16 protein-coding genes are annotated in these 23,270 nt (G+C 66.5%); 7 read left to right on the top strand and 9 right to left on the bottom strand.

The genetic code is table 11. The features are described from left to right. Positions 1–132: 132 nt before the first annotated feature. On the top strand, positions 133–5,400 hold the full coding sequence (locus tag ACO2Q4_RS08750; RefSeq protein WP_423318694.1) for a DUF4011 domain-containing protein: 5,268 nt from the start codon (positions 133–135) through the stop codon (positions 5,398–5,400). A gap of 81 nt (positions 5,401–5,481) precedes the next feature. Next, a complete protein-coding gene (locus ACO2Q4_RS08745) occupies positions 5,482–6,135 on the top strand; it encodes an RraA family protein (protein WP_423318692.1) in 654 nt (217 codons plus the stop codon). A gap of 3 nt (positions 6,136–6,138) precedes the next feature. Here the strand turns inward: ACO2Q4_RS08745 and ACO2Q4_RS08740 are convergent, their stop codons facing one another. From ACO2Q4_RS08740 to ACO2Q4_RS08710, 7 genes are all read right to left on the bottom strand, one after another. Next, positions 6,139–7,593, bottom strand: a complete 1,455-nt coding sequence (locus ACO2Q4_RS08740; protein WP_423318690.1) for an amidase — start codon at positions 7,591–7,593, stop codon at positions 6,139–6,141. Between the two features lie 80 nt (positions 7,594–7,673). Continuing rightward, positions 7,674–8,666 carry an FUSC family protein gene (locus ACO2Q4_RS08735; protein WP_423318688.1) on the bottom strand — a complete coding sequence of 331 codons (993 nt, stop codon included), beginning with the start codon at positions 8,664–8,666 and terminating at the stop codon, positions 7,674–7,676. A 92-nt stretch (positions 8,667–8,758) separates the two neighbouring features. Continuing rightward, positions 8,759–9,694, bottom strand: coding sequence for an asparaginase (locus ACO2Q4_RS08730; protein ID WP_423318686.1), 936 nt, complete (start codon positions 9,692–9,694; stop codon positions 8,759–8,761). Next, a complete protein-coding gene (locus tag ACO2Q4_RS08725) occupies positions 9,691–11,148 on the bottom strand; it encodes an amino acid permease (protein WP_311759278.1) in 1,458 nt (485 codons plus the stop codon). Before ACO2Q4_RS08725 ends, ACO2Q4_RS08730 begins: the two co-directional genes overlap by 4 nt. Positions 11,149–11,358: 210 nt before the next feature. After that, positions 11,359–12,558 carry a 3-oxoadipyl-CoA thiolase gene (gene pcaF, locus ACO2Q4_RS08720; protein WP_423318683.1) on the bottom strand — a complete coding sequence of 400 codons (1,200 nt, stop codon included), beginning with the start codon at positions 12,556–12,558 and terminating at the stop codon, positions 11,359–11,361. 1 nt (position 12,559) lies between these two features. Further along, positions 12,560–13,231: a 3-oxoacid CoA-transferase subunit B gene (locus ACO2Q4_RS08715; RefSeq protein WP_311759280.1), complete on the bottom strand. Its 672-nt coding sequence runs from the start codon at positions 13,229–13,231 to the stop codon at positions 12,560–12,562. Further along, positions 13,228–13,962, bottom strand: a complete 735-nt coding sequence (locus ACO2Q4_RS08710; protein ID WP_395133013.1) for a 3-oxoacid CoA-transferase subunit A — start codon at positions 13,960–13,962, stop codon at positions 13,228–13,230. The genes ACO2Q4_RS08715 and ACO2Q4_RS08710 overlap by 4 nt, the downstream gene beginning before the upstream one ends. Positions 13,963–14,087: 125 nt before the next feature. Here ACO2Q4_RS08710 and ACO2Q4_RS08705 point away from each other — a divergent pair, with 125 nt between their 5' ends. Next, the gene (locus ACO2Q4_RS08705) at positions 14,088–14,849 is read left to right on the top strand and encodes an IclR family transcriptional regulator domain-containing protein (RefSeq protein ID WP_311759282.1); all 762 of its coding nucleotides are present in this window, start codon (positions 14,088–14,090) and stop codon (positions 14,847–14,849) included. On the opposite strand, the gene ACO2Q4_RS08700 is transcribed toward ACO2Q4_RS08705, so the two are convergent. Then, a complete protein-coding gene (locus ACO2Q4_RS08700) occupies positions 14,846–15,577 on the bottom strand; it encodes a FadR/GntR family transcriptional regulator (RefSeq protein ID WP_423318680.1) in 732 nt (243 codons plus the stop codon). The two genes, ACO2Q4_RS08705 and ACO2Q4_RS08700, sit on opposite strands and share 4 nt — an antisense overlap. 154 nt (positions 15,578–15,731) lie before the next feature. Between ACO2Q4_RS08700 and ACO2Q4_RS08695 the strand changes: the two genes are divergently transcribed. From ACO2Q4_RS08695 to ACO2Q4_RS08680, 4 genes are all read left to right on the top strand, one after another. Continuing rightward, positions 15,732–16,304 carry a TetR/AcrR family transcriptional regulator gene (locus tag ACO2Q4_RS08695; RefSeq protein ID WP_423318679.1) on the top strand — a complete coding sequence of 191 codons (573 nt, stop codon included), beginning with the start codon at positions 15,732–15,734 and terminating at the stop codon, positions 16,302–16,304. 89 nt (positions 16,305–16,393) lie between these two features. Continuing rightward, a complete protein-coding gene (locus ACO2Q4_RS08690; protein ID WP_423318677.1) occupies positions 16,394–17,617 on the top strand; it encodes an efflux RND transporter periplasmic adaptor subunit in 1,224 nt (407 codons plus the stop codon). A 6-nt stretch (positions 17,618–17,623) separates the two neighbouring features. Next, positions 17,624–20,749 carry a multidrug efflux RND transporter permease subunit gene (locus ACO2Q4_RS08685; protein WP_423318675.1) on the top strand — a complete coding sequence of 1,042 codons (3,126 nt, stop codon included), beginning with the start codon at positions 17,624–17,626 and terminating at the stop codon, positions 20,747–20,749. Between the two features lie 100 nt (positions 20,750–20,849). Then, entirely contained in the window at positions 20,850–22,235 is a 1,386-nt protein-coding gene (locus tag ACO2Q4_RS08680; RefSeq protein ID WP_423318673.1) for an efflux transporter outer membrane subunit, read from the top strand. Between the two features lie 25 nt (positions 22,236–22,260). Here the strand turns inward: ACO2Q4_RS08680 and ACO2Q4_RS08675 are convergent, their stop codons facing one another. Next, positions 22,261–23,217, bottom strand: a complete 957-nt coding sequence (locus ACO2Q4_RS08675) for a phosphate acetyltransferase (RefSeq protein WP_423318985.1) — start codon at positions 23,215–23,217, stop codon at positions 22,261–22,263. Positions 23,218–23,270 lie beyond the last annotated feature (53 nt).

The following is a 23,270-nucleotide window of genomic DNA, read 5'->3' as shown; positions in this document are numbered from 1 at the left end:
GCGCGCAGGGCGGGCTTTCCCGCCCACATGGAACATGGCGCGAACATCTGTTTGTGGTTCCGCGACACAGGCACTATCCCTGTGTCAACGAATCCAGAGATTTCCTGACTGAACTTCATGCAAGACCATCTGATGCCCCCGACCGTCGCCGCGCCCGTCAACCCCGAGGATGCGCCGACGCCCTGGCCGGTTGTGACACCAGAGGTGAGGGGAAAGGTCAATTTTGCCTGCTCGCAGAACGGGGTCTCGGTCCTGCGCAGCCTGCGCATTGCCAATCCGGGCAAAACCAGTTTGCGCGACGTGGTGCTGACACTGGGCGCGACGCCCGCCTTCCTGCGCGAAAAGCAGTGGCGCATCGACGAGATCTCGCCGGGCGCCGAAATCGAGTTGGGCGGCCTGGACACCACGCTTGATACCGCCTTCCTGGGCGGGCTGGACGAGGCCGAGATTGGCCAGCTTGAATTTCGCGTAACCGTTGGCGACGCTCCGGCAGGTGACAGCCGGGTTCAGGTCGAGCTTCTGGCCCGCGACGAATGGGGCGGACTGGGCGAGATGGACAACATCCTTGCCGCCTTCGTCTCGCCCAACCATCCGCAGGTGGCGCGGCTTCTGAAACAGGCGGCCGCCCTGCTTGAGGCAGCCGGACATTCCGCGGCGCTGGATGGCTATCAATCCGGCGATCCGCGCAAGGTCTGGATGGTGGCGGGCGCGATCTGGTCCGCGGCCACCGGTCTTGGGCTCAGCTATGCCGTACCACCCGCCTCGTTCGAAGAACGCGGACAGCGGATCCGCGACCCCGAGCGGATCGTTTCGGCTGGCCTTGCAACCTGCCTCGATTCGACGCTCCTGCTGGCCGCGGCTTATGAGGCGGCGGGGCTGAACGCTTCCGTCCTGTTTTCTCGCGGCCATGCCTGGCTTGGGGTCTGGCTTGTTCCGAAGGACTTCGGCCAGCTGGTCGAACCGGACGTGGTGGCAGTCCGCAAAGCCTCGGTCTCGCGCGAATTCGTCCCGGTCGAGACGACCCTGCTGACGCATCGTCCCGGCATCGGCTTCGAAGAAGCCGTGACTGCAGGCCGTGACCGCCTGGCCGAAGAGATGGAAACCGAATTCGTCCAGGCGGTGGACATCAACCGTGCCCGCGCTGCGCGCATCCGTCCGCTGGCCAGCCATCGCGACTTGCCCGCAGAGGAGGGCGAGCAGGATCCGACGGCGCCCGCCGCCCTGCCGCGCCCGCTGGATGCGGGTCTTTTGCCGGGCGAACTGGCCGAAGAGATCCCCTCGACCGCATTGGGCCGCATCGAAAGGTGGCAGCGCAAGCTGCTGGACCTGTCGCTTTCGAACAAGCTGCTGAACTATCGCGAGACGCGGACCAGCGTGCCCATGGTCTGCCCCGACCTTGCCGCGCTTGAGGATCAGCTGTCGCGCGGGCGGGCTTATCGCCTGCTTGCGCTCAAGGACGAAAAGGCGGGGTCAGGTCGCGAACTGCCCGCCGACGAATTGCGCCGGATCGAGGATGAACTGGCCCGCGACGCGCTGGACAAGGGCCAGATTGCCGTGCCCTTGGGCGCGACCGAGATGGCGGCGCGTCTGACCGAGCTGTTCCGCCGCGCCCGCAGCGACGTGCAGGAAGGGGGCACGAACACCCTGTTTCTTGCGGCGGGGTTCCTGCGCTGGCGTCGCGGAGACAGCGACACCCGCCATTTCCGCGCGCCGCTGGTCCTCATGCCCGTCCGGCTTGAGCGGCGCTCGGCCCAGTCAGAATTCCGGCTTGCCCAGATCGAGGACGAGGTGCGCATCAACGCGACCCTGCTCGAGATGCTCAAGCGGGATTTCGAGTTGCGCATCCCCGAGCTTGAGGAGGACTTGCCGCGTGACGAAAGTGGGCTGGACCTGTCCCGCATCTTCGCAATCGTGCGCCAGCGCGTCCGCGACGTGGCCGGTTTCGAACTGGTCGAGGAATGCGCGCTATCGACCTTCTCCTTTGCCAAGTATCTGATGTGGAAGGATCTTGTCGACCGTGCCGACAGCCTGCGCGAAAGCCCTCTGGTCCGGCATCTGCTTGACAGCCCGACCGAGGCCTTTGCCGGCGCGGCCGAGCCGATGCCGCATCCCTCGCGCATCGACAGCCAGCTTGCCCCCGCGGATCTGCTGGCGCCGCTGCCCGCCGACAGCTCGCAGCTTGCGGCCGTGCTTGCCGCGGCCGAAGGGCGGGATTTCGTCCTGATCGGCCCGCCCGGCACCGGAAAAAGCCAGACCATCGCGAATATCATCGCGGACCAGCTTGGCCGGGGCCGGACGGTGCTGTTTGTCGCCGAAAAGGCCGCGGCTCTGGACGTGGTGCAGCGCCGGCTGGAACGTCTGGGACTGGGCAGCGCCGTTCTGGAGCTGCATTCGAACAAGGCCGACCGCAAGGCGGTGCTGGGCCAGCTTGGCCGGTCCTGGGACCGAGCAAGCGAACCGGACGGCGGCCAGTGGGTCCGCGTGACCGACGATCTGCGCCTGTCCCGTGACCAGCTGAACGCCTATGTCACGGCGCTGCATCGGCCGGGAACCCAGGGTTTCAGCGTATTTCAGGCGATCGGGCGAGTCGTGGGCGGTCCAAAGCCGCTGCCGCTGCGCTTTGCGGGCAAGGATTGCCACGACGCCGACAGCTTTGCACGCCTGTCCGCGCTGGCCCGCGATCTGGGTACGCGCCATGCGGTTGTCGCCGATCTTGACCCGACCGGACCGCTGGCGCTGTTGCGGGCGACCGAATGGTCGTTCGGCTGGCAGGACGGGTTCATCGACGCTGCGCGGAACCTGCGGCTTGCGCTTGATGAACTGGGCGCCTCGCGCGTCGCTCTGGCGCGGGCGCTGGGTCATGCAGCACCGATTGCGGATGCGCCGGTGCTGATTTCCGCGCTTGACGCTCTACCCGCTGCCCGGCTGGGGCAAAAAGCGGTTGAACCCGCAGCGCTGTCCGGTCCCGCCGCGCTGCGACGGGCGGCGGCCATGCTGCGTGACACCATCGCCGCCTGTCGGCGGGCGCGTGGCGCACTGTCCGCAAGCTATGGCGATGACACCATCGCCCGCCTGCCGCTGGATGCGCTGGAGCTGCAGTGGCGCGAGGCGCAGACCAAGTTCTGGCCATTGGGCGCACTGGCGCAGTCGAAGTCGCGCAAGCTGCTTCAGACCTATGCCTCCGGCGGAATCGCCGATCCTGCGACCGACCTGCCTGCACTGCGCGACCTTCAGCCGCTGCTGGCGCAGATCGCGGCCTCGGACCTTGCCGGACTTTCGGGCTTCGCAGGCGAGGCGAGCGATCTTGCGGCAATCGATGCCGCGCTGGATGCCGCCGAGGCCCATCTCGCGCTTGAGGAGCGCCTGATCACAGCGGGCATCGCCGCGCCCCAAATGGTGCAGCATCGCCGCGAATTGAGCGGCGCTGATGGCGGCTCCCTTGCGCCGTTTCTGCGCCGCCTTGCCGCCGCATTGGATGACGTCCGGGCCGGTGTCGCGGCCTTCGCCGTTGCGGGCGGACAGGCCGATGCCGACCATCCGCAGATCCTGGCCCTGCTGGCCGAGGTCGAGGCGCTGGCTCCCCGGTTCGCGGACTGGATGAAATGGCTGGCCGCGCGCCGGCAGGCCGAAGCGGCGGGACTTGCCCCGCTGGTCGATGCGGTCCTGTCCGGAACGTGCCTTGAGGATAGCGCCACTGCGTTCGAACGTGGTTACATGGCTTGGTGGCTACGGTTGGCCATCGATGCCTCTGCCGAACTTCGCGGCTTTGCGCATTGGGAGCATGACGCGCTGATCGGGCATTTCCGCGCCCTTGACCAGTCGATGACCGACCTTGCCTCGGCCGAGGTGATGCGACGCCTGTCCAACGACCTTCCCGCGCGCGACAGCGTGCCGCGACGCTCTGAACTTGGGGTGCTGCGCCATCAGCTGGGCCTGCAGCGGCCCACCGCCAGCATCCGGGGCCTGATCGGGCAGATGCCGGACAGCTTCCCGAAGCTGGCGCCTTGCGTGCTGATGTCGCCCTTGTCGGTGGCGCAATACCTGCCCGCCGGTCAGGCGCAATTCGATCTGGTGATCTTCGACGAGGCCTCGCAGATCTCGACCTGGGACGCGATCGGGGCCGTGGCGCGCGGGCGTCAGGCGATCATAGTGGGGGATCCCAAGCAATTGCCGCCGACGAATTTCTTCGGGCGCGGCGACGATACCGAGGATCAGGTGGCCGAGATCGCCGAATATGAACGCGACATGCCCTCGATCCTGGACGAGGTTGGGGCGGCGGGGATTCCGACCCATCGCCTGAACTGGCATTACCGCAGCCGCGACGAGGCACTGATCGCCTTTTCCAACCACAATTACTATGACGGCAGGCTGGTCACTTTCCCCTCTCCCGAAGCGTCGGGACAGGCCGTGCGGCTGCATCCGGTCAAGGGTGTCTATCTGCGCGGACAGGGCCGCACCAATGCCGAAGAGGCCCGCGCCATCGTTTCCGCGATCCGCGAGCGCCTGACCGACTGGTTGGATCTGCCCGAGGCCGCGCGGCCGACGCTGGGCGTCATCACCTTCAACAGCCAGCAGCAGGGCCTGATCCTTGACCTGCTGGATGCCGAACGCAAGACCGCGCCCGAACTGGAGTGGTTCTTCTCTGACGAGCGGGAAGAGCCGGTGATCGTCAAGAATCTTGAGAACATCCAGGGCGACGAACGCGACGTGATGATGTTCTCGATTACCTTCGGCCCCGATCCCGCCGGCAAGATCTCGATGAGCTTCGGGGCGCTGAACAATGACGGCGGCGAAAGGCGGCTGAACGTCGCGGCGACGCGGGCAAGGGCTGAGCTGCATGTCTTCAGCTCGGTCGCGGCGGACCAGATCGATCTTGGCCGGACGCGGGCACGCGGGGTGCGCGACCTGAAGGCCTTCCTGGACTTTGCGCAGCGTGGCGCGGTTGCGCTTGCGGCGCAGGATCAGGGATCGCTGGGCGGCGTCGAGTCACCCTTTGAGGCTGGGGTTCGTGATGCCCTGGCCGCGAAGGGCTGGGAGGTTCACAGCCAGATCGGCGTGTCGGGTTTCCGCATCGACCTTGGCGTGCGCCATCCCGATCGGGCCGGGGCCTGGCTGGCCGGGATCGAATGCGACGGCGCGGCCTATCACAGCGCGGCGACGGCGCGGGATCGCGACCGTGTCCGACAGTCCGTGCTGGAGGGGCTGGGCTGGACCATTCTCCGCATCTGGTCGACCGACTGGTTCCGTCACCCGGTCGAGGCCGCGGCCCGCGTCGATGCCGCCCTGCGTCAGGCGCTGGAGGCGGATCGCGCGCGCCGGGCTGCCGCCGAACCCACGACCGACATTGCGGATGTGCCCTGCGACCAGCAGCCGCAGGAGGTCGGGCAGGATCCGGAATAGGGGACGAAATCGGGGCTTCACCCTTGCCCCGATCCGGGTCAACCTGCCGCCCGTAATCCAAGCACCGAAAGGATCTCTGCCGTGAGCGAGACGACGCAAGCCCCGACAACCGACCGGATCGACGCCGAGCTTCTGCGGCGCTGGTCCCGGATTCCGGTCCCAGTCATTGTCGACCTTGCGGCAGAATGCCAGATCGACATCGCTCTGCGGCCCCTGAAACCGGCGGGACAGCAGCCCGCGCTGTTCGGGCGCGCGGTGACGGCGCGCTGTGCACCCCCCGATTTCGGGGCGGTCCTGCGCGCCATCGGGACGATGCAGCGGGGCGATGTGCTGGTCATCGACGCGGGCGGAGAAGCCGCGTGGGCGATGATCGGCGATGTTCTGGGCGGCCATCTGCACCGTATCGGGGCGGCAGGGATCGTGTGCGACGGTGCGGTGCGCGATACGGGTGCGCTGGCGGCGATGGAGGGGCTGTCGGTCTATGCCCGCCACATCAACCCGCGCGGGCCGACCGGGGCTGCGACGACCGAAGTGAACGTGCCCGTCACCATCGGCGGTTGCCGTGTCTCGCCCGGCGACATCATCATCGGGGATGATGACGGGCTTGCCGCGCTGACGCCCGGGCACCTGCTTGACCTGATCGGCCCGGCCGAGGCGAAGCTGGTCCTTGAGGCGGAATGGACCCGTCGCCTTGCCGCCGACGAGCCCATTGCCAGGATTTTCAACCTGTCCTGACTGTCAGGACAGCAGTGGATTGATCCGCGACGTATGGGGCTGGACCATGTCATAGGCATGGCCCAGTTCCAGTATCGCGCGGTCGCCAAGATGCGGCCCCATGATCTGCAACCCGATGGGCAGGCCGCTGGCGCCAAAGCCCGCCGGGACCGCAAGGGCTGGAAGGCCCGCCATGCTGGCCGGGATCACGACCTCCATCCAGCGGTGATAGCTATCCATGGCGCGACCCGCGATCTCGGTCGGCCAATGCAGGTCAGAATCGAATGCGAAAAGCTGCGCGGTGGGCAGGACCAGCGCGTCGTAGTCCCGGTAAAGCCCGCGCAGGTGTCTGAACCAGGCGCTTCGCTCGACCGAAGCGGTGTGGACCTGCGTCGCGGTCAGGCTGCGACCTTGCTCGATTTCCCAGATTGCCTCGGGCTTAAGCAGGTCACGGGTGGCGGGATTGTCGTAAAGCGCCCCCAGCTTGCCCGCGACGAGCCAGTTCCGAAGCATGACCCAGGATGCCCACAGCCGCTCCATCGCGAAACCGATGCCGACCGGCTCGACCGTGCAGCCAAGCGTCTCGAACTGGGCAAGCGCGGTTTCGCAGGTCTCGATCAGGTGGGGTTCGGTCGCAAGATAGCCGTCCAGATCGCCCAGCCAGCCGATCCGCCTGCCTTTGACCTCGGCGTCCAGGGGCTGCGCGAATTCCTGCCCGTCGCCCGCAAGCGACAGGGGGTCGCGGGGATCATGTCCCGCCTGCGTCGCCAGCAGCATGGCAAGATCCGCGACGTTGCGCCCCATCGGCCCGTCGCAGGCCAGCTGGTTCAGGTAAAGGTCCGGCCCCCCGCCGGGCACCCTGCCGAATGACGGGCGGAAGCCATAGACGTTGTTCCACCCCGCCGGATTGCGCAGCGATCCCATCATGTCGCTGCCATCCGCGACCGGAAGCATCCCGGTGGCCAGCGCCACCGCTGCGCCGCCCGAGCTGCCGCCGGCACTGCGGGCCGTGTCCCATGCCCCAAGCGTGGTGCCGAAGACCGGGTTGTAGGTATGCGAGCCAAGACCGAATTCCGGTGTATTGGTCTTGCCGATCAGGATGGCGCCCGCGGCGCGGATGCGTTCGACCTGGATCGAATCCGCCGTCGGCACGCGCCCCTTCATCGCCGGAGAACCCATGACGGTCGCAATCCCGGCAGTGTCGCTGAGATCCTTGGGCGCTTGCGGCAACCCGTGCATCCATCCGCGCGAACGCCCGGCGGCAATCTCGTCATCCGCCAAGCGCGCCTCGGCCATCAGGTCGTCCCGCGGGCGCATCGAGATCAGGGCGTTGAAGCGGGGGTTCAGCCGCTCGATCCGGTCCAGATACGCGCCCATCACCTCGGTACAGGAAAATTCGCGCGCGTGGATCCCGCGGCTCAGTTCCAGCGCCGTCAGGGTGGTCAGGGAATCCGACGGGGGGATCACGGGGGCGGTCATGGCAAATCTCTCCGGCCTCAATTTCTGGTCGAAAGATCAGCAGAAATCCCCCCCGACCTCAAGCGGGGCTGTCGCGCGCCCTAACCCGCGGGCGGCGGGGTCGTGCCGAAGCGTCGGAAAAACGCGGTGAAGGCATAGGCAGACAGCACCAGCGCCAACCCGCCCAGCACATGCGCGCCGAATCCGTGTCCCTTGGTTCCCGCCTCGGCGGCCAGCAGGAAGCACATGTTGGCATCAAGGCCCAGGGGCGCGGTGCGCGGATGGGCGCGCAGGATTGCCCCCGCCGCGATGAAGGGCAGGGCCAGCGCCAGTGCCATTCCTGCCGGATCGGGCAGCAGGAAATCCAGCCCGCGATAGCCAAGCGCGGCCGCAACCCCGATCGCCGAGGCCGGTGGCATATAGGTCAGGATCGGGGCGGGATTGCGGTTGGACCCGATGATCAAACTGAAGATGCTGAGCGACAGGGCGGTGCCCACCCCGGCAGGTCCGCCGATGAGCAGTAATACCAGCGTGCCCGCCATCGCCGCGCCTGCCGCGATCAGTCCATGCCCGATCACCGCGCCGATCCTGGGGGCGCGGCGTGGAGGCAGTGGTTCCGGCCGGGGCGGGGTGAACAGGAAGGTGATGACAGTGACCGCGACGACTCCGATCATGGTGCACCAGATCCGGTCCAATGCCAGCGCCGCGGCATCCACCGGATGGTCCATCGCCGGCACCAGCACGACGGCGACCGTGATCGCGGCCAGAAGGACGCCATAGCTGTAGACAGAGCCGATCCAATAGGCGATCGCAGTTCCCAGCCCGACGGCCAGTCCCAGCACCAGGATTCTTGGCCCCGCATCGGGCAGCAGGGTCAGCGCCCACCACCCCAGAACCGCACCCAGGGCCGTTCCCGCCACCCGCAGGATCGCGCGCAGCAGAAGATCCTCGCGATGGGGCTGGGCCACGACCCAGACCGGCATTGCGGCCCAGAAAGGATTGTGCAGGCCAAGCTGCACGGCGATGACCAGCGAGATCGCGGCGGCGGCAAAGAGTTGCAGGGCGCGCAGGGCCCAGGAAAAGGCGGGGTTCATGGAACGGCGCTCGGATCTTGGTGCGGCTTGCTGTCCCCGTTGGTGCGACAGGGGGCAGCGGAATGCAACCGCTTGTTCAGATCCGGAGCCGTTCAGGCAAAGGCGGCACGGATGTCCTTGGCGTCGCAGCCATTCGCAAGCAGCGCGGCCAGCAGGATGCGTGCCTGCCCGGGACGCAGCAGCCTCGAATGGATGGCACCCGCCAGTGCCAGGTCGTGGCCGCCGCCCCCGCCGCCATAGGCCGGGGCAAGCCTGCCTTCCGGAACGCGGCTGCTGACGACGACCGGCACACCGCGCGCGCGGGCGCGGGTGACGGCTTCGACGATTTCCGGCGTCCCATTGCCCGACCCCAGGGCGGCAAGGACGATCCCACGCGCACCTGCCTCAAGGCTCGCGTCCAGATGCACCGCGTCGCCACCCGGATGCAGGGCGACGATGTCGACCCGCATCTCGGCGACCGGGCGCGGCAGGGGGGGCAGGTCGGGCGCGATCGCCGCGGCACCAGTCGCCGCCTGCGCAAAGGCATCGGCGCGGTCCGAGGCAAGCTTGTAAAGCCCCCAGGCCGGAAGCGCGCGACCGCCAAAGACCACGCGCACGCCGGTGCCATCCAAAGCGGACAGCAGGGCGTCATGCAGGTTCCGCGGTCCATCCGCATTCGGACTGTCGGCCGAGAATTGCGCGCCGGTCAGGATCACCGGCTTTCCCGCGCCATGACGCAGGTGCAGCAGCAGTGCGGTTTCCTCCATCGCGTCGGTGCCGTGCAGGACGACCACGCCGGAAACCGCAGGGTCGGCCAGTTCGGCCCCCACGCGGTCGCTGATCGCCTGCATGTCGGCCAGCGTCAGGCACGAGGAATCCTTGGCCAGCAGCTCGACCGCGCGTAGCTGCAGGGGCATCGGTGGCAGAATGTCCAGCAGGTCCTGCCCGCTGAGGCTGGGGCTGGCGGCACCGTCCCGGTCCTTGCGGCTGGCGATGGTGCCCCCGGTCGCGATGACCGCGACCAAGGGGGTATTCTCGGGCGACGTCACAGATGGAACTCCGTCTTTCCGGTCTTCGCCAGAGTATTGATGCGGTCACGGGCCAGATACCAGCCGACGATCAGCGCGGGAACGATGATGACCAGCAGCGCAACGGTCCAGGTGCCGATAGGGTAATCGAAGGCCATCAACACAACGACCCCCAGCAGGAAGGCCAGCGTCGCGATCCCGGTATAGGGTGCGCCGAACATGCGGAAGTCCGGGCGCGCGATCTTGCCATGCCGCGCCAGGTGCCACAGCTTCAATTGGCACAGCACGATCACACCCCAGGCGGTGATGATGCCAAGCGCCGCGACGTTCATCGCGATCTCGAACGCTTGCGAGGGCACGACCGCGTTCAGGATCACCCCAAGGACGGTGACGCCCGCCGTGACCATGATCCCCATATAGGGCACACCCTGCCGGTTCATCCGCGCCAGCGACCGGGGGGCCGAGCCGGCAACCGCCATCGAATGCAGGATGCGTCCGGTGGAATACAGGCCCGCGTTCAGCGACGACAGCACGGCGGTTAGGACCACCAGGTTCATGATGACATCCGCACCCTCGACCCCGATCGCACCGAAGAAGGTGACGAAGGGGCTCTCGCCCGATTTGTAGGCGGTATAGGGCAACAGCAGCGTCAGCAGCAGGACCGAGCCGACATAGAAGACGACAAGCCGGAAGACGACCGTGCGGATCGCGCGGGGCATGACCTCTCGCGGGTCTTCGGTTTCGCCCGCGGTGGTGCCGATCAACTCGATCGAGGCATAGGCGAAGACGACCCCCTGGATCACGACCAGCGCGGGCATGATGCCATGTGGAAACCAGCCGCCCTCTTGCGAGATCAGGTGCAGGCCGGGGGTATGGCCGCCAACCGGGGTGCCCGTCAGGACGAACCAGATGCCGATGGCCAGGAACAGGACCAGCGACAGGACCTTGATAAGGCTGAACCAGAACTCAAGCTCTCCGAAAACCTTGACCGACAGCATGTTCATCGCCAGCACGACGACCAGCGCGGCAAGGGCGAACATCCATTGGTCGATGCCTGCAAGCCAAGGCACATAGGCCTTGAAGAAGTTCATGTAGACGGCGACGGCGGTCACGTCCGCGACCGAGGTCATCGCCCAGTTCAGCCAGTACATCCAGCCCGCCGCGAAGGCCATCTTCTCGCCATAGAACTCGCGGGCATAGGACACGAAAGACCCCGAACTGGGTCGGTGCATGATCAGCTCGCCCAGGGCGCGCAGGACCAGAAAGGCGAAAAAGCCGCAAAGGGCATAGATCAGCACTAGCGAGGGCCCGGCAACGGCAAGCCGTCCGCCCGCGCCCAGGAACAGTCCCGTGCCGATGGCGCCACCAATGGCGATCATCTGGATCTGCCGCGGCTTCAGCGCCTTGTGAAAGCCCGCCTCTTCCGCGGCAAAGACCTGCCCCTCGGCAGGCGTCGAATTCTCTTGAAGTGCCATGTGATCTCCGTCCCGTCGCGTTTCGCTGGGCAGGCAGGTCCGGCCGGGCCTGCCCTCTTCGGGGTGCAATGCTGACAAGCTGTCTGACAGATCTGGCGTTTACTCGCGGCGAAACTTCGTCGTCAAGAAAAAAACATGCCGCGGCCCGAAGCTCGGACCGCGGCAGTATAATACCAATCCACCGCCCGGCAAAGGCGGTGGAAACGGGGATCAGACGCGTTCCAGCGCGATGGCGATGCCTTGGCCCACGCCGATGCACATGGTGGAAAGCGAGCGTTTCCCACCGGTTAGCTGCAATTCCAGCGCGGCTGTCCCGGTGATGCGGGCACCCGACATGCCCAGCGGATGGCCCAGTGCGATAGCGCCACCATTGGGGTTCACGCGCGGATCACCATCGGCGATCCCAAGGTCGCGCAATGTTGCCAGACCCTGCGCCGCGAAGGCCTCGTTCAGCTCGATCACGTCGAAATCGGACTGCACCAGGCCAAGCCGGGACATCAGTTTCTTCGATGCGGGCGCGGGACCGATTCCCATGATGCGCGGGGGAACGCCCGCAGTCGCACCGCCCAGGACGCGCGCGATCGGGGTCAGCCCGTATTTCCGCGCCGCCGCCTCCGAGGCCAGGATCAGCGCCGCCGCCCCGTCGTTCACACCCGAGGCATTGCCCGCCGTGACAGAGCCGTTTTCGAACAGCGGGCGCAGCTTGGCCAGTGCCTCGGCCGTGGTGGCGCGGGGATGTTCGTCGCGATCTACCACGACCGGATCGCCCTTGCGCTGGGGGATGGTCACCGAGGTGATCTCGCGCGCCAGACGGCCATTGGCCTGCGCGTCAGCGGCCTTGACCTGCGAGGCCAGCGCCATGGCATCCTGCGCCTCGCGCGAGATGCCGAAATCATCGGCGACGTTCTGGCCGGTCTGCGGCATGGAATCCACGCCATATTGCTTTTTCATCAAGGGGTTGATGAAGCGCCAGCCAATCGTGGTGTCATGGATTTCGGCCGCGCGCGAAAACGCGGTCTCGGCCTTGGGCATGACGAAGGGGGCGCGCGACATTGACTCGACCCCGCCCGCGATCATCAACTCGGCCTCGCCGGCCATGATCTGGCGCGCGGCGGCAAGGACCGCATCCATGCCCGATCCGCAGAGCCGGTTGATCGTGGTGCCCGTCACCTCGACCGGCAGCCCGGCCAGCAAGGCGGACATGCGGGCGACGTTGCGGTTGTCCTCTCCGGCCTGGTTGGCGCAGCCATAGATCACGTCATCGACGGCCGCCCAGTCGACGCCCTGATTGCGCTCCATCAGCGCGCGCAGTGGGACCGCGCCCAGATCGTCGGCACGCACGGCAGACAAAGCGCCGCCGAAGCGCCCGATGGGGGTGCGGATATAGTCGCAGATATAAACTTCGGTCATCTCACAGCTCCGGAACGATCAGGTCGGCGACATCGCCATCCAGATGCAGGGTTGCCCCGGTCAGGGATTGCAGCTCGTCGAAGGACATCGAGGGCAGCTTTTCGATCAGGACGAAGCGGCCGTCCCGGACATCGACCACGGCGAGCGAGGTATAGACGCGGGTGACGCAACCAACGCCGGTCAGCGGCAGCGCGCATTTCTGGACCAGCTTCGGCTTGCCGTCCTTGGTCACATGCTCGGTGATGACGGCCACGCGCTTCGCGCCATGGACCAGATCCATCGCTCCGCCGACGGCGGGGACACCCTTGGGGCCGGTCGACCAATTCGCCAGATCGCCGGTCTCGGCGACCTCATAGGCGCCAAGGATCGCGACATCCAGATGCCCGCCGCGCACCATGGCGAAGCTGTCGGCGTGATGGAAAAACGCGGTGCCGGGCTTGATCGTCACGGCCTTCTTGCCCGCGTTGATCAGATCCCAGTCCTCTTCGCCGGGGGCGGGAGCCTCGCCAAAGCCAAGGATGCCGTTTTCGGTGTGAAAGATTGCCTGACGGCCGGGGGGCTGGAATTTTGCCACCATTTCGGGGAAGCCGATGCCCAGGTTGACATAGGCGCCGTCGGCAATGTCCTGGGCCGCGCGCCATGCGATTTGGGTCGAGGTGAGTTTCGTGGTCATTCTGCGACCTCCGGATAGACGGCATTGGCGCGGTTAAGGGCTTCTTCCTGCGCGGGGTTCGCGACCTCGACCACGCCTTGCACGAAGATGCCGGGAGTGATGACGGTTTCGGGATCGATGGCGCCCGGTTCGACCAGCTCTCCGACCTGCACGATGGCGGTGCGGGCGGCCATGCACATCAGCGGCCCGAAGTTCCGCGCCGCCATGCGATAGGTCAGGTTGCCAAGCTTGTCGCCCTTGTCGGCCTTGACCAGCGCGTAATCGGCCTTCAGCCAGCGTTCCTGAACATAGGGACGCCCTTCAAATTCCTCAACCGGTTTGCCCTTGGCCAGATCGGTGCCAAAGCTGGTGGGGGTATAGAAGGCCGGGATGCCTGCCCCGCCCGCGCGGATGCGTTCGGCCAGGGTGCCCTGCGGGACCAGTTCCAGTTCGATCTTTCCGGCCAGGTAAAGCTCGGTGAAGACGCGGGGGTCGGCGGACCGCGGGAAGGAACAGATCAGCTTCGCGACCATGCCCTGTTCGATCAGCGCCGCCAGCCCGACATGACCGTTGCCGGCGTTGTTGTTAACAACCGTCAGGTTCCTGGGGCTACCCGTCGCCAGGAAGCGGTCGATCAGCGCGTGGATCAGTTCGATCGGTGCGCCCGAGCCGCCGAAGCCGCCGATCATCACCGTCATTCCGTCTTCGATCCCCGCCACGGCGGCGGCAAGATCGGGAAGGGTCTTGTCCATGGGTCCTCCTGTGCGGGCCAAGGCCGCGGGTCTGCACGGATGGCCTACACAACCGGGATGGCTTCCGTCCATGCAGTTTGTGCGATATGCTGTCGTTTGTTCGCATATCGCACAACGGGGCCGGGATGAGCATCAACGACCGCGATCTGATGGGCGGCCTTGCCAAGGGGCTGCGCGTGATCGAGACCTTCACCGCCGAACATCCCCGCCAGTCCATCGTCGAGGTCGCGGCGGCCTCGGGGCTGGACCGGGCCACGGCGCGGCGCTGCCTGCTGACGCTGGCACAGGGTGGCTATGCCGATTACGACGGCAAGTTCTTCACCCTGACGCCGCGGGTGCTGCGGCTGGGGACAGCCTGCCTTGCGACGATGCCGCTGCCCCAGATCGTCCAGCCAAACCTTGATCGGCTGTCCGAGGAGATCGGCGAAAGCTCGTCAGTATCGATCCTCGACGGGGCCGAGATCGTCTATGTCGCCCGCGCGGCGCAGCGCCGGGTCATGTCCATTGCCTTGATGCCCGGCTCGCGGCTGCCTGCATGGTGCACCTCGATGGGGCGGGTGATGCTGGCGGCGCTGTCCGAGGCGGAATTGCAGCCGCTGCTGGCGATGGCGCCCTTTCCGGCGCGCACGCCCCTGACTCTGACCGATGCCGGCCAGCTGCTTGAGGAGTTGGCCCGGGTGCGTCGCGACGGGCACGCGGTCATCGATCAGGAGGTCGAGATGGGTCTGCGTTCCATCGCGGTGCCGCTGCTGAACGGGCGGGGCAGGGTGGTGGCGGCGGTCAATGTCGGCCTGCCGGCGGCCCATGCGACGGTCGAGGATCTGCGCACTCGCTTCCTGCCGCATCTGATGCGGTTGCAGGCCGATCTGCGGGGGCTCTTGCGCTAGCTTGACGGTTCGCTGGTCCCGCCGCGCGGGGCCGATGAGGTCGCGATCCAGGTCATGGCGCGCTCGACTTCGCCCAGATGGTCACGCATGGCGTCGACTGCGCCGGACTCGTCGCCGCGCGAAATCGCCTCGGCAATCCGGCGGTGTTCCCGGTTCGAGGCGATGCGCCGATCCGCCATCAGGTTCACCAGTTCGGATTGCTGCATCAGCGCCTCGCGCGATTCCTGCACGACACGCGCGAAAAGCGCGTTCTGCGAGGCTTCGGCAATCTGGCAGTGGAAATCGGAGTCCAGCCGGACCCAGGTCAGGGAATCCGTCTCGCGCTCCATCCCGTCGCACAGGTCAAGAAGCCGCGCGACCTGCGCATCGGTGCGGCGCAGCGCGGCCCAGCCGGCGGCCGGGATCTCGATATGCGGGCGGGCCTCGACCAGATCGCGGGCCGAGATCGCCCCGTAATCCAGTTCGCTGCGCTGGGTGGCCGAGATGACGAAGCTGCCGCTGCCGCTGCGGCTGCGGGTCAGTCCCAGCGTTTGCAGCGAGCGCATGGCTTCACGGATGATCGGGCGGCTGACGCCATAAGCCTCGGCCAGACGCGACTCGGAAGGCAGTCGACTTCCGACCGCGACGCGGCCTCCCAGGATCGCGCCGCGCAGATCCTCGAACACGACCTCTGCCGCGTTCTTGCGACTGATCGGGGCTTTTTCTGTCAACCAGTCCGACAAGCTCATCTCGACTTTCATGCTTTGAAGCGCCCCAGTCTGGCCGATAGAATGACAAGGGGCAATGGCTTGGGCGTCACTCTGCCATGGCAATGACGCGGCGGGTTGACGGGTGTAAAGGATTTATTTACGAACGGTCGTATTGAAAAAATGGCTGGAGCCGATGGGACGCAAGCGCACGATCGATCGCGAAGAGCTGATGAAGGCCGTCGAGGCTGTCGCACGTCGCGACGGCATCAGCGGGCTGAGCATCGATGCCGTCGCCAAGGAAGCGGGCGTCAGCAAGTCCAGCGTCGTCTATGATTGCGAGACCAAGGCCGGACTGCTGGCCGCATTCACCCGCCATCAGCTTGCCCAGCATCGTGAAAAGTTCGACGCCGCGCGCGCGCGTTTCGAAGGCCAGCCGAACTCCTGCCTGAAAGCCCTGATCGAGGAATTCCGCTCCGCGCCCACCGAAGAGGACATCGCGATGGCGCTGCTTCTCAGCGTCGGGATGGGGGCGAATGCGGAGTGCCGCGACATCATGCGGGCGGAAATGCGCCGCGACGCGGACAATATCCGCACCGAGGCGGCCGAGCCCTACAAGATGTTGCGCACGCTACTGACCCTGCATGGGTTGGCATTTCTTGAGTTCTACGATCTTCACCGCTTCGACCAGATCACCCGCAACGAGATCCTTGATGACCTGATGGCCATCGCCGAAAGCGACAAAGGTGCGCCGCCCTCTTCAGACTGACTCCGACCTCTCCCTTCGCTCCTCCCCCTCCTGATCTGAAGGTCAGACATATGTGCTTCGATAAAACGCCTGGCAGGCTTTCCTGCCTGATGGCCGGTCTTTTGCTGCTCGCGGCGCCGGTCCATGCCCAGCAGATGCCGCCTGCCATCGTCAGCGTGCAGACCCTGAAACCCGGACCGCTTCCGGTCGTGAACGAATTGCCGGGCCGCGTCGCGGCGACCCGCATGGCCGAGGTGCGTCCGCGCGTCGGCGGCATCGTCGTCAGCCGCATCTTCGAACAGGGCAGCCAGATCAAGGAAGGCGATGTCCTTTACAAGATCGATCCGGCGCCCTTCGCCGTGCGTGTCGCCAGCGCCGAGGCGACGCTGGCCCGCGCCGAGGCCGCCCGCCAGAACGCGGAAGACCAGATGCACCGCGCCGCCGCCCTGCGCGAACGCAAGGTGACTGCCGGCGTCGACCTTGAAAACGCGACGACGACCCTGGCCCAGGCCGAGGCGGATGTCTCGATTGCCCGCGCCGCGCTGCAGGAAGCGCAACTGAACTTGGGCTATACCGACGTCACCGCCCCGATCTCGGGCGTTGTCGGTCGTGCGCTGGTGACGGAAGGCGCACTGGTCAACGCGCAGAACGATATCATGGCGACCATCCATCAGCTGGATCCCGTCTATGTCGACGTGACGCAATCCTCGTCGGATCTGTTCGCACTGCGCCGCGCGCGCGATGCGGGCACGCTGGTCATGGCCACGCCGGACGAGGCGCGCGTCGAGCTGGTCTTTGACGATGGCAGCGAATACGCCCATTCGGGCAAGCTGCTTTTCTCGGAAGCCAGCGTGGACAGCACCACGGGGCAGATCACGCTGCGGGCCGAATTCCCGAACCCCGATGGCGACCTGTTGCCCGGTCTTTACGTCCGCGCGCGGATCGAACAGGCGGTGCGCCAGAACGCGCTGACCATTCCGCAGATGGCGGTGCAGCGTGACCAGGCGGGCCGGGCCTATGTCTATGTCATGAAGGATGCAGACACGGTCGAACGTCGCGATGTCCGGCTGGGCCAGACCAGCGACAACAGCTGGCTGGTCGAGGATGGCCTGCAGGCGGGCGACAAGGTCGTCGTTGCGGGTGCGCAGAAGCTTCACCCGGATGCCAAGGTCGTGGCCGAACCGGTCGAGGCTGCCTCGGCCAAGGCCGAGGCGGGTGCCGACGCCGGAAACGGCGCGGAAGCCGCCGCCGATGCGCCTGCTGCCAAAGCCGACGAGGCAGCGGCCAACCCGGCCCCCGCATCGGACAAGGCCAAGGCCGCGCAACAGGGATAAGGGACCATGGCACAATTCTTCATCACCAGGCCCGTGCTGGCCTGGGTGATCTCGATTTTCATCGTGATTGCCGGGCTGATCTCGCTGCCGGCGATGCCGGTCGCGCAATATCCGCAGGTCGCCTGGCCGCAGATCACCATCTCGACCTCCTATACCGGTGCCGCGCCGGGCGAGATCAACCAGTCCGTCGCCCAGCCCATCGAGGATGAGCTGAACGGCGTCGAGGGCCTTGCCTATTACGAATCCGTTTCGGACAGCTCGGGCGCGATGTCGATCACCGCGACGTTCGAGCCGGGCACCGATGTCGCGCGCGCCCAGGTGGACGTGCAGAACGCCGTCGCCCGCGTTGAACCCCTGCTGCCGCAAAGTGTGGTTGACCAGGGCGTCCTGGTTGAAGAGGCCGGCTCGGGCTTCCTGATGATGGTCGCGCTGACCTCGCAGGATGGCAGCTTCAACGACATCGCGCTTGGCGACTATATCAACCGCAACGTCGCGGGCGAGATCCGCCGGATCGAGGGCGTTGGCCGGGCGCAGGTCTTTGCACCGGAACGCGCGCTTCGCATCTGGATCGATCCCGACAAGATGACCGGCCTGAACCTGTCGACCGACGAGGTCGTGGCCGCCATCCGTGCCCAGAACGCGCAGGTCGCGGCGGGCAAGGTCGGCGCGGACCCGAATCCGATGGGGCAGCAGCTGACCGCGACCGTCCTGATGAAGGGGCAGCTGGACGACCCCGAGGAATTCGGCAAGATCGTTCTGCGCGCCAATGCCGACGGTTCTGCCGTTCTGCTGCGCGACGTCGCCCGGATCGAGATCGGGGCCGAAACCTACAGCTTCGCCTCGAACATCAATGGCAAGCCGGCTGCCGCCATCGGCATCCAGCTTTCGACGACCGGCAACGCGCTGAACACATCCGAGGCGGTGCACCAGAAGATGGAAGAGCTGTCGCGCTTCTTCCCGCAGGGCATGAGCTATTCGATCCCCTATGACACCACCCCCTTTGTCGAGGCCTCGATCGAGAAGGTGCTGCATACGCTGGTCGAGGCCGTGGCGCTGGTCTTCGTCGTGATGTTCCTGTTCCTGCAGAACTTCCGCTATACCCTGATCCCGACCATCGTTGTGCCGATCGCGCTGATGGGAACGATCTCGGTCATGCTGGTCGCGGGCTTCTCGATCAACGTGCTGACCATGTTCGCAATGGTGCTGGCCATCGGCATCCTTGTCGATGACGCCATCGTCGTGATCGAGAACGTGGAAAGGATCATGGCGACCGAGGGCCTGCCCCCGCGAGAAGCGACGCAGAAGGCAATGGGCCAGATTTCGGGCGCCATCGTCGGGATCACGCTGGTCCTTGCGGCGGTGTTCATCCCCATGGCCTTTTTCCCCGGTTCGTCCGGCATCATCTATCGTCAGTTCGCGTTGACGATGGTGGTCGCGATCCTGTTCTCGGCCTTCCTGGCGCTGACGCTGACCCCGGCGCTTTGCGCGACCTTCCTGAAGCCGGTTACGGGGCATCATGAACGGAAAGGATTCTTCGGCTGGTTCAACCGCAATTTCGACCGCCTGACCCGTCGCTATGCCGGCAGTGTCAGCATGGTGACGCGGCGGCGGCTGGTGATGATGGCCTTTTACCTGGTCCTGGTCGGGGTGACGGCCGCAGGCTTTGTCCGCCTGCCGACCAGCTTCCTGCCGAACGAGGATCAGGGTTTCATCATCACCGACGTCCAGACGCCGCCCACCGCCAGTTCGAACCGGACCGACGAGGTGCTGTCTTCGGCGACGCAGATGTATCTGAGGAATGACGCGATCGAGAACGTCGTCGCCATCCGTGGCTTCAGCTTCTCGGGGCAGGGTCCGAATGCCGGCCTGATCTTCGTCACCTTCAAGGACTGGGCCGACCGCACGCAATCCGCGCAAGATATCGCGGGCGGCGCGAACATGGAGCTGTTCACCTATAAGGATGCGCAGGCTTTCGCGCTGTCGCCGCCGCCCATTCCGGGTTTCGGCACCACGGGCGGCTTCAGCTTCCGGTTGCAAGATCGTGGCGGGCAGGGGCAAGAAGCCCTGAAGGCCGCGGCCCAGCAGATGATCGCCGAGGCGCAGAAAGGCGGCATCGTCACCGGTCTGCGGATCGAGGGGCTGCCGGATGCGGCGCAGGTCTTCGTCACCATCGACCGTGAAAAGGCGAATGCCTTTGGCGTGACCTTTGCCGATATCTCGGCGACGATCTCGCAATACCTCGGCTCGGCCTATGTCAACGACTTCCCGAATGCGGGCAAGATGCAGCGTGTGATGGTGCAGGCCGATGAAGGTTCCCGGATGCAGGCCGAGGATATCCTGAAGCTGACCGCGCGCAATTCGCAGGGTGGCATGGTGCCGTTTTCCTCCTTCGCCAGCGTGAACTGGGAACAGGGCGCGTCGCAGGTGGTGGGCTATAACGGCTATCCGTCGATCCGCATCGCAGGCTCTGCCGCGCCGGGCTTCAGCTCGGGCGCCGCGATGGCCGAGATGGAGCGTCTGGCGCAGGCACTGCCGCAGGGCTTCGGCTATGAATGGACTGGCCAGTCGCTGGAAGAGATCCAGTCCGGCTCGCAATCGACGCTGCTGTTCGCGATGAGCGTGCTGTTCGTCTTCCTGCTGCTCTCGGGGCTTTACGAAAGCTGGTCCATCCCGCTTTCGGTGATGCTGGTGGTGCCGCTGGGCGTGCTGGGCTGCGTGGCTGCCGTGATGCTGCGCGGAATGCCCAACGACATCTACTTCAAGGTGGGTCTGATCGCGATCATCGGGCTTTCGGCCAAGAACGCCATCCTGATCGTCGAATTCGCCAAGGAATTGCGCGAGGAAGGCAAGACCCTGATCGAGGCGGCGGTCGAGGCGGCGCGCCTGCGCTTCCGTCCGATCCTGATGACCTCGCTGGCCTTCACGCTGGGCGTGGTCCCCTTGGCCATTGCGACCGGCCCGTCCGCGGCCAGCCAGAACGCCATCGGCACTGGCGTGATCGGGGGGATGATTGCCGCCACCATCCTTGCGGTGTTCTTCGTCCCGGTATTCTTCGTCTTCGTGCTGGACCTTTTCAGCCGTCTGACACGGCGGGGCAGGGATGAAGCCCGGCAAGCCGGTTCCGCGGGCTGACAGCCTGCCCTGACACTGCGCGGGCGGCCCCTTTCCGGGTGCCGCCCGTGCCCTTTCCAAAGTGCCCCGAGGGGGCGCACCAACTCTTCGAGTGACCCGAATGACCCAAGCCTACAATCCGTCCCGCCGCCTGCTTCTGGGGGGGCTCGTCTCGGCCCTTGCGCTGGCGGCATGTTCGCCCGTCGCCTATACCGCGCCGGAGCCCGATCTGCCTGCGCGTTTCGCGGCGGATTCCCCGGCCCGCCGCGCAGGGTCCAATGCATGGTGGTCCGCCTTCCGCGACAGCCAGCTTGACAGCCTGGTCCAGGCCGGGCTTGCGCGAAACCTTGACGTGCAGACCGCCGTCGCGGTGATCCGTGAAGCCCAGGCAAACGCCCGCCTGGTCGGCGCAAACGACCTGCCGCAGGTCCAGCTTGAGGGCGCGGCGAACCGGGGCATCAGCGACAGCGGCGTTTCGATCGCCGAGTCGTCCTCGGCGACGCTGGGCGTCTCGTGGATGATCGACATCTTCGGGGCGAACCGTGCCGCGCGCGAAGGCGCGGCCGCACAGGTCGACGCCGCCTATCTGTCCGCCGAGGTGGCCCGTCTGACGGTGGCCAGCGCCATTGCCACGGCCTATGTCGACGCACGCTTCTATCAGCAGGCGGTGTCACTGACGCGGCAAAGCCTTGACAGCCGCAAGCGCACGCTGGCCCTGACCCGCGAACAGGACGTTCTGGGCAGCGTCAGCCGGGTCGAGGTGCTGCAGGCCGAACAGCTGGTGACGCAGGCCGAAGCTGCACTTCCCGCGCTGGAAATGGGTTTCGACCAGTCGGTCAACCGGCTTGCGACCCTGACCGCGGGCCACAGCGCCGACCTGGCCGCGCGACTGCGTAAGGGTGGCAGCCAGCCCCGCGCCCGTTACAAGGCCAGCGTGGGCGTCCCCGCCGATGTCGTCCGTGTCCGTCCCGACGTTCGTGTCGCCGAACGCAACCTGTCCGCGGCCGTGTCCGCGGTGGGCGAGGCCGAGGCGGCCTTCTATCCCAAGCTGACGCTTTCCGGTTCGGTCACGCCGATCGACCTGGCGGGGGGCGGCAGCCTCAAGACCTGGGGTTTCGGGCCGCAAATCTCGGTTCCGCTGTTCACGGGCGGTGCGAACAAGGCGCGGCTTTCGGCAGCGCAGGCCCGGGCCGAACAGTCACGACTGGCCTGGCAGGCCTCGGTCCTCAAGGCCGTGGAGGAAGTCGAGAATGCGTTGGCCGGCTACAACCGCGACGCACGCGCCGTTTCGGCGCAAAGCCGGCTGGTCGACAATGCCAGCGAATCCGTGGATCTGGCCCGCACGTCCTATGAATTGGGCGAGGCCGGTTTCTTCCCGGTGCTCGACGCCGAACGGACCCTTTTGTCGGCGCGTCAGGATCTGGCCGACGCGGTGCGCCAGCAGGCGCTGCACTTCGTCCAGCTGAGCGCAGCCTCGGCCGGGGGCGTCGGCGTTTCCGCGAAATGAACCGCGCGGGCCGTCTGGCCCGCGCTCAGGCGACCTGCGCCGCCGTGATCGCGGTCGCAGCGATGATATCCTCGGTCGAGCAGCCCCGCGACAGATCATTCGCGGGGCGCGCCAGCCCCTGAAGGATCGGTCCGATGGCGGTCAGCCCACCCAGACGCTGCGCGATCTTGTAGCCGATATTGCCCGAGGCGAGATCCGGAAAGATGAACACGTTCGGGCGTCCCGTCAGGCAGCTTCCCGGCGCCTTCTTGGCCCGGACGGCGTCGTCAAGGGCGGCGTCAAATTGCAGTTCTCCGTCGACTTCCAGCGTCGGGTCGGACTCGCGGATGCGTGCCAGCGCCTCTCGGATGCGCCCAAGGCTCGGGTGATCGGCCGAACCCGCGGTCGAAAAGGACAGCAGCGCCACCCGCGGCTCTTCGGCCAGGATGCGGCGGCAGCTTGCCGCGGCGGACAGCGCGATGGCCGCAAGCTCGGCCGCGTCGGGCGCGATCACCAGCCCGCAATCGGCAAAGATCATGCCGCCCTTGATCGGGGCTTCGGGACCGCAGGAAAGCATCAGGAAAAAGCTCGACACGATCCCGGCCTCGGGCGCGCGCCCGATGATCTGCAGCGCGGCGCGCACGGTTTCGGCCGTGGTCGCGACGGCGCCGCCCAGGGTTCCGTCCGCCTGACCCAGCCGGACTCGCATCGCCGCCTGCCGGATTGGGTCGCGCATTTCCTCAAGCGCGCGGTCGGGGCACAGGCCGCGATGGGCGCGCATCTGGTACCAGTGATCCGCCAGCTCCGGCAGGTCGGGCGCGTCAGCGGGCCTGATCGTTTCGACCCCGTTCAGCGCCGGACCGTTCATCAGCGTCACGCGTGCCAGCCCCTGGTCGACCAGCCGGGCCGCCGCCTCGGCCACACGGGGATCCTCGCCTTCGGGCAGAATGATGTGGCGCGGGCGGGCGCGGGCGGCTTCATAGATGCGTTCAAGCGGTTTCATGGCAGGACTTTCCGAAAGTATTGCGGTGCGCGATGCGGTGTTTTCACCCGATT

The organism is Paracoccus sp. KR1-242, from assembly GCF_049446195.1.
GTDB classification, from domain to species: domain Bacteria; phylum Pseudomonadota; class Alphaproteobacteria; order Rhodobacterales; family Rhodobacteraceae; genus Paracoccus; species Paracoccus broussonetiae.
This window is presented reverse-complemented; position numbering and strand designations above follow the sequence as displayed.

Coding starts and splice junctions, on each gene's coding strand:
- ACO2Q4_RS08750 (WP_423318694.1), top strand. CDS start 133: ATGCCCCCGACCGTCGCCGCGCCCGTCAACCCCGAGGATGCGCCGACG.
- ACO2Q4_RS08740 (WP_423318690.1), bottom strand. CDS start 7,593: ATGACCGCCCCCGTGATCCCCCCGTCGGATTCCCTGACCACCCTGACG.
- ACO2Q4_RS08735 (WP_423318688.1), bottom strand. CDS start 8,666: ATGAACCCCGCCTTTTCCTGGGCCCTGCGCGCCCTGCAACTCTTTGCC.
- ACO2Q4_RS08725 (WP_311759278.1), bottom strand. CDS start 11,148: ATGGCACTTCAAGAGAATTCGACGCCTGCCGAGGGGCAGGTCTTTGCC.
- pcaF (WP_423318683.1), bottom strand. CDS start 12,558: ATGACCGAAGTTTATATCTGCGACTATATCCGCACCCCCATCGGGCGC.
- ACO2Q4_RS08715 (WP_311759280.1), bottom strand. CDS start 13,231: ATGACCACGAAACTCACCTCGACCCAAATCGCATGGCGCGCGGCCCAG.
- ACO2Q4_RS08710 (WP_395133013.1), bottom strand. CDS start 13,962: ATGGACAAGACCCTTCCCGATCTTGCCGCCGCCGTGGCGGGGATCGAA.
- ACO2Q4_RS08705 (WP_311759282.1), top strand. CDS start 14,088: ATGAGCATCAACGACCGCGATCTGATGGGCGGCCTTGCCAAGGGGCTG.
- ACO2Q4_RS08700 (WP_423318680.1), bottom strand. CDS start 15,577: ATGAGCTTGTCGGACTGGTTGACAGAAAAAGCCCCGATCAGTCGCAAG.
- ACO2Q4_RS08695 (WP_423318679.1), top strand. CDS start 15,732: ATGGGACGCAAGCGCACGATCGATCGCGAAGAGCTGATGAAGGCCGTC.
- ACO2Q4_RS08690 (WP_423318677.1), top strand. CDS start 16,394: ATGGCCGGTCTTTTGCTGCTCGCGGCGCCGGTCCATGCCCAGCAGATG.
- ACO2Q4_RS08685 (WP_423318675.1), top strand. CDS start 17,624: ATGGCACAATTCTTCATCACCAGGCCCGTGCTGGCCTGGGTGATCTCG.
- ACO2Q4_RS08680 (WP_423318673.1), top strand. CDS start 20,850: ATGACCCAAGCCTACAATCCGTCCCGCCGCCTGCTTCTGGGGGGGCTC.
- ACO2Q4_RS08675 (WP_423318985.1), bottom strand. CDS start 23,217: ATGAAACCGCTTGAACGCATCTATGAAGCCGCCCGCGCCCGCCCGCGC.